We start from the raw sequence: 13,295 nt of genomic DNA, 5'->3' as shown, positions 1-13,295 counted from the left end.
CTTCACCTGTCCTATTATGGTTTGGTTTGCGGGGGCAGCACGTCGATCGCGTCGAGCGAAAGCCAGGAATCCCCGCCGCTGAATTTCACTTCATTGCTTCCCTTCTTAAGGGGAACCGGAATGTAATCGTTCGACCATTCGCCGTTGAAACCGGCGTCCAGCGAAACGTCGACTTTGAGTTTGCCGTTCACCGTCACCGTGAGCTGCTCCACGACCGCGCCTTCATTCAAATAACGCAGCGCGAGCGTGTACAAGCCGTCCTTTTCGACTTCGATGTTGAAGGTGGCCGAGCGGGCGCCGTCCTTATCGCTGCCGACCGTTTTGCCTCCGGAGGCGTCCTCGCGATCCTTCACCAGCAGGCCTTCCAGCTTCGCTTCTTCCGCTTCCAGCCGCACGCGGCCGTTCTCGCCGGAAGGCAAGGCCAGCGCCGTCCGGGTCGAAACCGGCTTGCCGAAGTTCGGCGTGCCGTCGTCGTTCCATTGGAACGGCTGGATGCGCACGTTCCGGTCCCAGCCGGCGCCTGCCGTCTTGGCCGCATGGTAGACGATCCAATCCTCTTTGCCGTCCGGCGATTTCACGAACGAGGCGTGGCCCGGACCGAATACGTCGTCCGTTTTGGCGAATGCCGGCTCGGGGTGCTTCTTCCACGAAGCCGGATCCAGCAGGTTGCTGTCCGGATCGGCCGACAGCAATCCAAGCGTGTAGTCGTCCGTCCAGCTTCCGCTGGCCGAATAAACGATGTTGATTTTCTTGTCGGAAACCAGCACCTCCGGCCCTTCGTTGACCGTCGGCTGCCCGATCGTTTCCCACGCCAATTCCGGTTTCGAAATTTCGACCCGGTTCCCGCTGATCGTATACGGGTTGCTCATCGGCGCGATGTAAAGCTTTTGGGTGACGTTTTCGTCGCCTTCCCAGCCGGACCAGACGAAGTACAGCGAGCCGTCTTTCTTGGTCAGCACGGTGCCGTCGATCGCCCATTTGTCGGTCGGGTCGGTGATCTGGCCCATTTCTTTGTAGGCGCCGAGCGCGTCGTCGGTTTCGGATTGCAGCACGTACATCCGATGGGTTTCGTTGCTGCCGTCGTCCGCCGCGAAATAGATGTACCATTTGCCCTGGATCCAATGGAGCTCCGGCGCCCAGATGTCCGACGAAGCCGGTCCTCCGCCGGATGGCTGCCACACGGTCGCCGTTTCCGCCGCCGCGAGATCCGTCAGCGAATTCGATTTCCACAGTTGGATCGCATTGCCGACGGTATGCATGTAGTAATAATAGCCATCCTTCCGGACCACCCATGGATCCGCCCCACTTTTCATGATCGGGTTATAGAAGGTTGCCTCCCCGGTCTTCTTGCCGTCTTTCATACTGCATCCTCCCAACCACAAAGCAGAGACCGTCAGAACGCTGAGCGTCAATAGCAACCAAGATCGCCGACGCTTCACGAAGCCAATCCCCCTTCATTGTCGCCGCCTTCCGCGGACACGAATTTGCCGAGAGAGTCGTGAAGCTCCGCCGACAACCGGTCCAATTTCCCGGACAGGCCGACCAACCCTTCGCCGATGCCCGACTGCTCCGAGCTCAGGGAAGCGACCTGCTCCGTCGTGGCCGAAGATTGCTGGGCGACGGCGGTGACGCTGCCCATCGCGTCGCTCAGGATTCCCTGTGTGGCTTCGAGTTCTCGAACCGCCTCCAGCACGAGAGCCACCCGGTCCGCGAAGCCGTCCATGCGTTCCCCGACCCGCGCGAAAATTTCGTCCGCGCGTTTGACCGAAGCCGTCTGCGCTTCAAAGACGGGATAGGCCGCAGCCAGGCTGCCGACGACCGCGTCGATCTCGCCGTGGATCCGGTCGGTAATCTGCCCGACCACGTCGATCGATTGCCGCGATTGATCGGCCAGCTTGCGGATTTCGTCCGCGACGACCATGAAGCCTTTGCCCGCGGCGCCTGCTCTTGACGCTTCAATCGCGGCGTTAAGCGACAGGATGTTCGTCTGCTTCGTCATGCTTTCCAGCACTTCAAGGATTTTGCGGATGGAGGACGCGCTTTCCTTCAGCAGGCGGACATTCTCCGCCATAGAGCGGGTCAAATCCTCCGTAACCTGCGTCTTGTCCAGCAGGTCCTTCATGTATTCGGCGCCCTGCTCGCCCGCCGCACGGACGTCCGCCGCGTTGCGGCCCATCTCGTCGCTGGCCGCCCTCATGTTCCGCATCTGGCTGCCGATCCGCTCCACCACTTCAATGCCGCGCTCGGCTTCCATCGATAAGCTCGTGGCGCCGCTCGCGATTTCCTCCGTCGCGACGGCGATTTCCTTGGCGGCCAGCGCGGTGCGCCGGGACGCCTCGGACAAGTCCTGCGACGTGACCCGAACTTGGTCGGCGGAGGACTTCGCACGGTTCACGAGCTCGCTCAGATTGCCGATCATCGCGTTAAAGTTGTCGGCGAGTTCACCGATTTCGTCCGAACGCCGCATCTTCGCGCGGATGGACAGGTCGCCGTTCGCTCCTTGTTTCATCATTTGCGCCAGCGAGCGCAGCGGCGTTCCGATCATCCGGACAACCGCATACCCGGTGCCGAGCGCAACCGCGATCGCGGCTGCAACCATGAGCAGGGTCATGTTCAGGATCGATTTCGTTTCTTTGTAAAGCTCCTTCTTGGGCAGCGTTCCGACGGCGTACCAACCCGTCGATTGGATGGGCGAGACCACGACCAGGCTGTCCGTGCCTGCCACGGCGGCATCCAACGTTTTCGCGTCGCTGCCGCCTCCCGTGCGGACCGGCGACGGGTCCGCGAGCTGTTCCGGATTCACCGTATACACCATATGGTCGTCCGCGGATACGACGTACTTTTGGCTGCCCGCTCCCAGATTCACGTCGTTCATCAGCGCTTCGAGCTTCGCCATCTTGAACTCGATGCCGAGCACTTTCGGCTTCGCGCCTTCACTGGCGCTTTTCAGCAGCATGCCGACCGCGAACGCCGAATTGCCGCCTTTGTTCAGGTAGCCTTCCTTGGCCGTTTGAAACCACGCCGCATCCCCGTCGGCTTCCGCCGTTTTCTTCAACCATTCGGCGTCCGTCGCCGCCCCCCTCGTGGAGGAGCCGGTGATTTCCGTCCCGTCGGTCTCGTAAATGCCCCAAGCATAGATCAGATCGCCGTCCGACAAAATGAGCGACGTTTTACGTTGCACCGCGTCTACCGCATCCAGCGAAGAATCCGAGCCGGCTTCCGACTTGTCGTAGGCGAGCAGAGCGTCGGCGATTTCGCTGTCCCCCGAAATTTGCTTGGCCAGGCTATTCAGTTGGGCGAAAAACAAGTCCAGCTTGGAGCCGGTCTGCACGATCGTCTGCAGGGACGCGTCCGTCACCTTGTTTTGAAGCATTTTTTTGGACGTCTGGTACGAAGCTGTTCCCAGCACGGCGACGAAGGCCGTAATGCTGACGAAGAAAACGAGGAACAGCTTCATGCCGACGGATTTCAGCGGATTTCCTTTGAACCTGCCTGCTCGGGTCCACATGGAATCGAATTTCCTCCTCAAAGTTAGAAGCCGGTTTCGTTAAGGCTTGCCTCCCGCGGGTTCAATCCGCACCTTGTCGAACCTCGACGCGGTGCCGACCGATTTCAATCCGGCTTTGCCCTGCAGGAACGCGCGCCCGCTCTTGTCCTCATACTCGAGAACCGGTTTGCCGCCGTCCCCGGCATAGACCGTGAGCCGGCTGCCCTCAGCCAGGACCTTCAGATGCACCATCTCGCCGGGCTTCGGCGTCGCGAATGCAGCATCCGCCAGCGGAACCGTGTCGTAATCGTGTTTGACGAGATGGATGCCCTTCGCGTCCACGTAGACGAAGTAGCCCTGCAGGAAATCGTCGCGGTTCTGATTCTGATCCATGCCGTTCGCCGGATTGGCGACCCGGACGAGCAGTCCGGTTTGCCCGCCGTCCTCCGGCACGGTGAGGTCCGCTTCCACGGAATAATCGGTCCAACCGTAGTCGCCGATTACCGTCTTCGCGGGTTGCAGCGACGAGGCGCGAAGCTGGCCTTGTTTCACGGACCAACCGCCTTCGTAACGCGTCCAACCGAAATCGTTCTTGTCCTCGAAGTCATCCTTCACGGCGGTAACCGGGGCATAAGCCGCGGTCTCCATCTTCGCGAAATCCATCGAGCCCTTGTCGACTTCGAGCGTCAGCCGTTGATAGCCGGCTTCTAATTTCATACCGACCGCGGATACCGTTACCCATTCGCCGGTTTTACCGGCAGGCACTTCAATTGCCGGGATCACTTCGGTATCCCCGTCCTTCAGGCGGAATTTCACGCCATCCGACCCGGGCGCGACCCGAAAATGGAAGTTGTAGGTCCCGCTCTTCGGGACGCTGACGAGATAAGAGAGCTTCTTGCACGCTCCAAAATTCTTCACGACGGCGCCTTCCTCACCGGCCTGCGCGATGCCGAGCTTCAAGGCCTCGCCGGCTTCGTCGTCCGCCGCGTTCACGAATCCCGGCAACGGCGCATAGGCATGCCGAACGCCGCTGCCGCCGACGCTTCCGCTGAAGGCGACGTAGCCGAACCGGGCTTTAGCGCTCTCCGCCGCATAGCCGATCTTCCCTGCGCCCGCGGCATCCTTGAGCGCCAGGTCAAGCAGATGCATCCCCTCAACGTAGATGCGGACCGTCTTGCCGCTCACTTCCAAGCGAAGCGTCTGCAGCTGGCTGATGTCGAGGTCACCCGGCAGCTTGGCCGACCCGGTCACCGCGACCTTACCGCCTTCGCGTACTTCCGCGGTCAATTGCCCGGATTGCGCATCGAGCATCGCGATGCCGTAGTTCTTGTCGTTCTCGTAGGAGAACACGGCGCCGGCTTTCCCTGCTCCTCCGTCCAGCCGAACATGGAATTCCGCCGTGTAAGCCGACGGTGTTTCCGTCTTCGCAAGCAGCATCGAGCGGCCTTCCTTGCCCGCCGCGTCCACGCTTAGTCCGTCCTTCGCGTTAACGCTCCAACTGCCATCTCCGGCCGTCTTCCAATCCTTGCCGAGGTCATTCCGTTCGAACCGATCGGCGAAAGCCGGCAGCTCGGGCGCCGGCTGAGCGTCCGATGTCGGACCCCAAACCCGAAACCCGTCCCCGTTCCAGACGATCCGGTCCATGTTCATATGCCGGAGCGGTCCGACGACCCCATGGCCTTCAAGGTTGTGATAGATCATGTACTGGGTATCCAGATCGGGTCCGGTCACAACGGAGTTATGGCCCAAACCGACCGTCGCTCCGTCCGAACGCAGCAGGACCGGATTGTCTTCGAAACCTCCGAAGCCTTGCAGCGGAGAATCGCTGACCGCGGCATCCACCCTGTATCCGGCGCTGAAGACGTGGTTGCCGGTATACGTCATGTAATACTTGCCGTTCCGCTTGAATACGGTCGGCCCTTCCGTCCATCCGCCCATGTAAGCTCCGGTCTGATCCTCTTCGGGAGCGACCGTCAGCGGATCGCTCATCGGGGCCGCTTGTATGCCATTCGGTCCAGCGTAGTAGAAGTACCACTGCCCGTCGTCGTCCACGAACGTCGAACCGTCGATCGTCCGCCCGAAGTTGCCGGTCGCGACCCTGAAAGGTCCGGTCGGGCTGCCGCTTTCCAGCACGTAATGGCCTTGCCCCGCCGGAGACGTGTACATATAGAACTTTCCGTTCCAGTAGCGTACTTCCGGGGCGTAAGCCCCCGTCGTGAGCGGATCTTCCGTGCAGAGCCCTTCGTATTTCCAATCCGCCAAATCCGCCGAGCGCCACACTTTCACGCCGGCGTCGGTGTCCCTCGTGCTGACGTAGAGATAATAGTAGCCGTTATAGGAAAACACGAACGGATCACCCAGCCCGTATTCCCCCCACTCATCCGGAAGGGAGATCGGGTTGGTGTAGGTGCGGGCCGGCAGTTTCGGCGCATCCTCGGTCTGCGGGGTGCAGCCCGCCGCGAGGAGACCGGCGAGGAGGAGCAGCATGCCGGCCCCGCTTTTTCTACTCATGACAGAGCACTCCTTAGCAAAAACGACGGAGGGTCCGATAGAGACGTCCGTCGTTTCCTTCGCTTCGTTACCGGCCTTCGACGATCCGGCGGATCGTTTCCAGCGGGATTTTGGGCTGGCGGTCGTACGTCAGGAGCCCGTTGATTTCCTGCTCGACGTCGGTCAGCTGCGTGTAGCAAAAGCCTTGAATGACCGGCGATTTCAGCATCGGGACGATGACGTCCTCAAGCCGTTTCGTATAGTCCTCTTCATTGGCTGCGCCGGAATATCCCCAGCCTTCCCAATCGCTCTTCTTGAACGAGATGCCGCCGAATTCGGTCATGAGGAGCGGCTGGCCTTCGTACGGGAACCCGGGCACGAGAATCCAGCGGTTGCCCGGACGCGCGGACAACGCTTTATCGACCTCGGAATAACGCTCCGTCAACACCTCGCGGCGCCATTCGTAATCGTGGATGGTCACCAGGTCCGTCTTGACGAGCTCCCAGCCGTCGTTCGAGATGACGGGACGGGTCATGTCCAGCGATTTGGTCATGTGATACATGGCCAATGCGTGCTGCTGCTGCTGCTGGTCCACGAGAATGTTGGTGACGCCCCAGCTTTCGTTGATCGGCACCCAAGCCACGATGCACGGGTGATTGTAATCCCGTTCAACGGCCTGCAGCCATTCCCGGGTCACGCGGCCCACGTACGTCTCGGAGAAGTGATAGGCGTTCGCCATCTCGCCCCACACGAGCAAACCGAGCCGATCCGCCCAGTACAGGTAGCGGGGATCTTCGATTTTCTGATGCTTGCGGGCGCCGTTGAAGCCCATTTCCTTCGTGAGCTCGACGTCGCGGCGCAAATCCTCGTCGCTCGGCGCGGTCAGCAAGCCCGCAGGGAAGTACCCTTGGTCCAAAACGAGCTTCATATAATAAGGACGGTTATTGAGCAGCACGACGCCGTCTTCGATGGAAATCTTCCGCATCCCGAAATAGCTGCTGACGTTGTCCGTTTCTTGCCCGTCCACGAGCAGCGTAAGCTGCAGATCGTACAGGTTCGGCTTCTCCGGGCTCCACCAGCGTCCCAAACCATGGTCGTTAAAATCATGGATGCCGATCGTCCGGGATTCCGTTTCATTCGTCACCTTGAACGTATCCTCGGTGACCGGCATTCCCTGGAACGTGATCGTCGCCCGCATCGAAACTTCCGCCCCCGCCGGCAATCCGCCGAAAAACGCTTGCAGCTTCAGTTCGTTTCGATCGATGTCGGGCGTCAGGCGAACGCGGCGCACGTGCGTTTCCGCGACGGGCTCCAGCCAGACGCTTTGCCAAATGCCGGTCGTCCGCGTATAGAAAATGCCGGCGGACTTCTCTTCCCAGAACTGCTTGCCCCGGGGAAGCGTGACGTCTTTGCTGTAGTCCACCGCTCTTACGACGATCACGTTTTCCCCGTCCGTCAGCACGTCGGTGATGTCCGCGTGGAACGGCGTGTGCCCGCCTTCGTGCGCGGCCACGCGTTTGCCGTTCACCCATACGGTGGCTTCATAATCGACGGCGCCGAAGTGCAGGTGCAGCCGTTTACCCTTGTACTCGGCAGGAACCGCTAACGTGCGGCGATACCAGACCACGTCATGGAACGACGTGTCGGCAATGCCGCTCAATTCGCTTTGATAGCAGAACGGCACTTGGATCTTCTTCGAGAACGGGCGGCTGCCTTCGTTCCAGCCTTCGCGTTCTCCGACGTTGCCGTCGTCGAATTCGAAATCCCATTCGCCGTTCAGATTCATCCATTGGCCGCGTACGAATTGCGGCCGCGGATACTCTGATCTTCTCTGTAGCTCAGTCATCTCTCTCCTGCTCCTTTTGCTCTTACGATGGGGTAGACATAGATGGTTTGGTTTCAGCAGGTTTCGATTTCGGCGGCTTGGTCACGATCCAGACGCTGAACGAGACGACAGCCAGGAAAACGAGGGCCATCCAGAAACCATCCGATGCGCTGACCATGAAGTTGTTGGGCTGCTGGTTGTTTTTAAGCGCGAAAATGAGTACGTTGCTCATCACGAGATACCACAGGACGTTACGTCCCATCGCTTCAAAAATCATGAAAGGTTTAGGGTAACGCTCCATCAGGCGGGCCAGCAAATAATAGCCGTATAACAGCAGCGCGGGTCCGACGATCCACCAGACGGACGGCGGAAAACGTTCCGGCAGCGGATGCCCTTCCGACGACAGCCACTTCCACAGGAAGGCCGCCGAAGCCAGCACCGCGCCTGCGAGAACGCGCCAATCCCACACGATGCGGTATCGCGCGAACAGCATGCCGATTAAATAGTACGGAAAATATTGCACGACGGGGAACGAGGCGAAATCCCGCGTCCCGATCAGCGGCCCCAGCTTCATCGCGTGAATGGAACCGTAGGGGATGAACGTCGTCAGCAGCAGCAGGCCGGCAACCGCGAAGCCGAGCCATTTGCGTTCGGCCAGCCATTTCAGAGGCACGAACAGGACGAGCCCAACGACCATCAAATACGTGAACGAGGCCAGAAATTCCGACCAGCCGGGCATGTCCTGAAGCAGCAGTATCGGCTTGATGTTGTTCCACTCCAGCAGCCTGCCGTCGATGAACAGCCGGTAGGCCGTGCCGGAAACGTAAAACGCGACGAGCGTCTTCAACGCGGTCATCAGCATGCGCGGCGCGGATTCGCGGAACGGCTTGTTATAGTAGGCCAATTGGGAGACGTAGCCGAAGCTGAACACGAACCCGGAAAACGTGATCAGGTTGATCAAATCGATCCATATTTGGCCGTTCGGGTAGATCTGCTGATCGCTGAAAAACTGAAGCGTATGGCAATACACCATACCGAGCACGAGCAAGCCTTTGAAGAGGTCGATGGCCCTCTCCCGCTTCCTCGCGGGCGCGGCAGCCTTGCTCACCCTTTAATCCCCGACAGGCTGACGCCTTTGACGATTTGCCGTTCGAAGATGAGGAACAGCAGGATGATCGGCAAGGAGGAAATCGTGTTGACGACCATCGGTTTCACGTAGTCCTCCGAGTAAGAGCTCATCAAGGTCGGGATTCCCATTGGAAGCGTGAACAGGTTGTCGTCCGTCACGGAAAGGAACGGCCACAGGAAGTTGTTCCAGGACCCGATGAACGTCAGGATCGCCATGGAAGCGAGCGCCGGACGGGTCAGCGGCAGCATGATGTTCATGAAAATCCGCCAGGTGCCGCCGCCGTCGATCTGAACGCTTTCGATCAGATCGTTCGGCACGCCGTCGAAGAAGCTTTTGAGCACGATGACGGCGACCGGCGAAGCCAGTACCGGAATGATCAAGCCTTGATAGCTGTTCAGCAGCGACTGGTCTTTGGCGACTTGGTACAACGGAATGATGATCGCTTCGCCTGGGATCAGCAGGCCCGCGAGCACGACGAAAAACATGAGCGCGCGGTAACGGAACGGGATTTTCGATAACGCGAATCCCGCCATCGCCGCGAAAGTCACGGTCAACAACGTCACGCAGATCGCGACGAGGAAGCTGTTGCCGATCCAGTTGGTGAGCTTGGTGCCCATCAGAATCTGGTGATAAACCGCGAAGGAATAAGGCGGCGTAAACCAGTCAACCAACGTGATGATTTTCATGCCTTCTTCTTTAATGGAAACGACGAGCATCCAGACGATCGGGGCGACGAAGAAAAAAGCCGCGAGGATGGAAATGATGCGATAAAACCATTTCATTACGCTTGCGCCCCTTTCCGGTTGTTCATCCAGTACTGAATGGCCGACAGGACGAGCAGAATGACGAACACCACGTAAGACATCGTCGCGGCGTATCCCAGGTCGTTTTTGCGGAAGCCCGTCGTGTAGATCAATTGGATGATCGGCCGCGTCTTGTCGAGCGGTCCGCCGCCCGTAATAATGTAAATCTGCAGGAACACCTTGAAGGAAGCGATGATCTGCAGCATCGTGATCGTTTTCGTGATCGGATTCAAATAAGGCAGCGTGATTTTCCAGAACACGTGCCGGTCGCTGGCGCCGTCCAAGCGAGCCGCTTCGTAAATCTCATCCGGGATATCCTGCATGGCGGACAAGTAGAGAATGAAGTTAAATCCGACCGTCCACCACAAGGTGATTACGGACAACGCGACCCAGGACAGGTTCAGTTCCGTCAACCAAAAAAGCTCGGTGCCGGACGGAAGAAGGCCGATGAGATGCAGCAGCGAGTTGACGAAACCCATATAGGGCTGGAATATGAAAAGTCCGAGATAGGAAGCGACCGCAACGGAAAGCACGCTCGGCAGGAAGAAGACGCTGCGGTAAAACTTCTGCAGACGCGATTTTCGATTGGCGATTAACGCGAGTACGATCGCGAGCACGATCATGGTCGGTGTCGTGATCAGAACGAATATCGTGGAGTGCCAAATGGCTGCCCAAACTTCTTGGTCGTGGAACATCTTCGTGTAGTTGTCCCAGCCGATGTATTTCATCTTTCGAATCAGGGTCCACTTGTAGAACGTCATTTCGACCCCTTTGATCATCGGCCAAATCGTATACAAACCATAAATCACTAAGAATGGAAGCAGGAATAGCAACGCCTGCACGTCCGCTCTCAGTTTGTTCATTCTCATTGCGCCTCACCTCTTCCCTATTTGGTCGACAAGCTTGCGGCACGGGGCCGCAAGCTTGTCGAAACCGTTTGAAGGTCGGAACCTATTCTTTCAGTACTTTATCGATTTCCGTGGAAATTTTGCCCATCGCGTCCGCCGGCGCCATTTTGTTCGCCCAAACTTCGTTCAGGTACTTGAAGAGCGCCAGGTCGCGGATTTGCCAGGATTTCGTGGAATGGCTCATGAACTTAACCGTATCGGCTACTGCGACATAGTCACTGCGGTATGGCAAAGCCTTAAATTCCGGCTTCTCCAATACGGACGGCTTCGACGGGATATGGCCCGCTTTCGCCCAGATTTGGCCGTTGTCCGCTACCCAGTTCGCGAAGGTAATCGCAGCTTGGCGTTTCGCCGGGTCGTTGTCTTTCGTCGCCGGCAGGATGATCGTATGGGAGTCGCCCCACGTAGCCGGTTGGTCGTAAATTTGCGGGATCGGCATAGCGCCGAAGTCGAGACCTTTCGTCGATTCCCAAGTACCCGTCGCCCATACGCCCGTCATCATGACGGCAGCCGTACCGCTCTGGAAGTTCTTGTAGAAGTCGGGGTCGTTCTTCTTGATGAGGCCTTTGGTGTACAGGTCTTGAATGTATTGCGCAGCTTTCGCGCCTTTGTCTGCGTCTACTTGAGCCTTCGTGCCGTCTTGGGAGATGACGTCATTGGCGCCCAGTTGGTGATACAGCGCCCACCAGAGACGGTAAGGGTCGTCATTCGTGTTGGACAGCGCGAACGGCGTGATTTTCGGCAGTTTTTCATGAATCGTGGTCAAGAATTTGACGAAACCGTCCGCTCCCGGCTCGATGACCGGTTTGCCGTCTGCGCCGAGCACGCCGGCGTCGGTCAGCAGCTTCTTGTTGTAGTACATGATGAACGGATGCGTATCGATCGGAACGGCGTAATGCTTGCCGTCTACGACGGTAGCGTTCAGCAGGTTCTGGTTAAAGGAATTCCAGTCGACTTGCGCAGCTTGAGCGGCATCGTCCACTTCCGTCGCGACGCCTTGATCGATCAGGTCAGGCAGGCGGGACGTGTGGGAAATGCCGATGTCCGGGCCGTTGCCGTTGCCGACGGCCGTGATCAGCTTCGTATAGTACTCGCCCCATACGAGCTTCGTGTTTTTGACTTCGATGTTCGGGTGCGTTTTGTTGAATTCGTCGATCAGAGCTTGCATGTTCGCGCCGTCGCCGCCGTCGAACAAGGTCCAGAAAGACAGGGTTACTTTTTGGCCGCTGTCGCCGGACGGTGCAGCGCTTTCAGAAGCGGCCGCGGAAGACGCGGGAGCGGAAGAGTCGCTCGGAGATGCCGAAGGCGAAGAACTGCTTTCGTTTTTGCTGCCGCCGCACGCGCTCAGCAACAGGGAAATCGAGAACAGCAACGCCAAGACCAATCCAAAACTTTTTTTCATGTTTGCCTCCCCTTAGGAATAAAATGGATTTTTAGGTACAAAACACTTTAGTTGTTTTATTACATATTGTTTGTACCTATGAGCCTATCTTAATGCCTATAACAAAAGTTGTCAACGGTTTCATTTAAAAACTTTGTAATAAAACAAAAAATAAAAACCTTTAATTACAGGAATTTTGTAATTAAAGGTCGTTTGTTCCAACATCCTCGAGAGAATAGTGAACCTTCATCATGATGTCCTGCTCGTAGTCACCGAATTGCCGGCCGAACAGATTAACGCCCCCCTGGTGCACGGCGTCCGGTTTCACGCCGATCCGCAGCCGGATATTGGGGCGGTACATGAGCTTGAGATCGTCGATGACGATGTCCGACACCTTCACCATGTCCAGCGTCGTCCGCTCCCTGTCGATCCGCCAAGTCTTCAGCAAACCGTATTGGGTCGTCCAATCCAGCCACCAGGAAGGATTGAGTTTTCCCCTTCGGTCTCCGAAATCGCCGGGGCTCGTCCAAGTCCCGATTTCGACGCCGTTGAGCCAGAGCGTAATGTCGGAAGGCCAGTTATTGTCGTAGTTCGGAGCTTCCGAGCACATTTCCAGAGACAATTCCAGCGAATCGATGCGCGCACCTTGAGGCACTTCCAGCGGCAGCAAATATTCGACGTAACCCTTGCGGAACCAAATGATTTGGGCGCCGATATGCTTCGGGTGATAGAAGCTCGCAGGCTCGTCCTCGCGAACGATCATGCCGTCCGAGTTGGCCATTCCGCACGTCGGATGAACCTCGCAATCGCTGTAGTGGCCGATCGGCATCTCCATTTCGTAAACGCGCAAAGCGCCCTTCGGCACGGCTTTCTCCAGATTGCAAGCGATGTGAATGTCGTCATAGTTCCGGGTACAGACTTTCATGGCACCCCGGGAAGCCGGCAGCAGCTCCGTGTTGATCAGCTTGGCGGCCTCCAGAACTTTGATATTGTTCGCGACCGTCGATACGGGCAGCTTCAGCGTCTCCGCGATTTCGACGACATTCAGGTTTCGGTTGCTCAGCAATCGGAGAATGTCGATTCGGGCCCGCGTCGAGAGGGCATGCGCCACCGTCACGAGTTTGTCGGGTTCATTGAAGTTAAGCTCGAGCACGTTCCAAACCGCCTTTCTTCTCGAATGTTTGTTTCTTACAACGATTTTACATTCAGAATTGAATTAAATCAATATTTTTGAAATAAATCATAGTTTTCGTTTTGTTATAAATCCAACGA

Annotated in this window: 9 protein-coding genes; all 9 read right to left on the bottom strand. The window is 57.7% G+C overall.

Features of this window, described 5'->3' with window-relative positions:
* Positions 1-14: 14 nt before the first annotated feature.
* Positions 15-1,361: a family 43 glycosylhydrolase gene (locus EAV92_RS02355; protein WP_123039587.1), complete on the bottom strand. Its 1,347-nt coding sequence runs from the start codon at positions 1,359-1,361 to the stop codon at positions 15-17.
* Positions 1,362-1,435: 74 nt separating this feature from the next.
* Positions 1,436-3,508, bottom strand: coding sequence for a methyl-accepting chemotaxis protein (locus tag EAV92_RS02350; protein WP_123039586.1), 2,073 nt, complete (start codon positions 3,506-3,508; stop codon positions 1,436-1,438).
* A 39-nt stretch (positions 3,509-3,547) separates the two neighbouring features.
* Positions 3,548-5,998, bottom strand: coding sequence for a family 43 glycosylhydrolase (locus EAV92_RS02345; RefSeq protein ID WP_123039585.1), 2,451 nt, complete (start codon positions 5,996-5,998; stop codon positions 3,548-3,550).
* Between the two features lie 67 nt (positions 5,999-6,065).
* Positions 6,066-7,823: a glycoside hydrolase family 2 protein gene (locus EAV92_RS02340; protein WP_123039584.1), complete on the bottom strand. Its 1,758-nt coding sequence runs from the start codon at positions 7,821-7,823 to the stop codon at positions 6,066-6,068.
* A 22-nt stretch (positions 7,824-7,845) separates the two neighbouring features.
* Complete coding sequence (locus EAV92_RS02335; protein ID WP_123039583.1) at positions 7,846-8,910, bottom strand: acyltransferase family protein; 1,065 nt, start codon at positions 8,908-8,910, stop codon at positions 7,846-7,848.
* The gene (locus EAV92_RS02330) at positions 8,907-9,713 is read right to left on the bottom strand and encodes a carbohydrate ABC transporter permease (protein WP_123039582.1); all 807 of its coding nucleotides are present in this window, start codon (positions 9,711-9,713) and stop codon (positions 8,907-8,909) included. The genes EAV92_RS02335 and EAV92_RS02330 overlap by 4 nt, the downstream gene beginning before the upstream one ends.
* The gene (locus EAV92_RS02325; RefSeq protein WP_123039581.1) at positions 9,713-10,603 is read right to left on the bottom strand and encodes a carbohydrate ABC transporter permease; all 891 of its coding nucleotides are present in this window, start codon (positions 10,601-10,603) and stop codon (positions 9,713-9,715) included. The genes EAV92_RS02330 and EAV92_RS02325 overlap by 1 nt, the downstream gene beginning before the upstream one ends.
* A gap of 82 nt (positions 10,604-10,685) precedes the next feature.
* Positions 10,686-12,044, bottom strand: a complete 1,359-nt coding sequence (locus EAV92_RS02320) for an ABC transporter substrate-binding protein (protein WP_123039580.1) — start codon at positions 12,042-12,044, stop codon at positions 10,686-10,688.
* A gap of 181 nt (positions 12,045-12,225) precedes the next feature.
* A complete protein-coding gene (locus EAV92_RS02315; protein ID WP_123039579.1) occupies positions 12,226-13,176 on the bottom strand; it encodes an ArsR/SmtB family transcription factor in 951 nt (316 codons plus the stop codon).
* Between the last annotated feature and the right edge of the window lie 119 nt (positions 13,177-13,295).

Origin of the sequence: Cohnella candidum, from assembly GCF_003713065.1 — a bacterium.
Lineage (GTDB): Bacteria > Bacillota > Bacilli > Paenibacillales > Paenibacillaceae > Cohnella > Cohnella candidum.
Note: the sequence above shows the minus strand (reverse complement) of the source record. Positions and strands in the feature narration are given on the sequence as shown.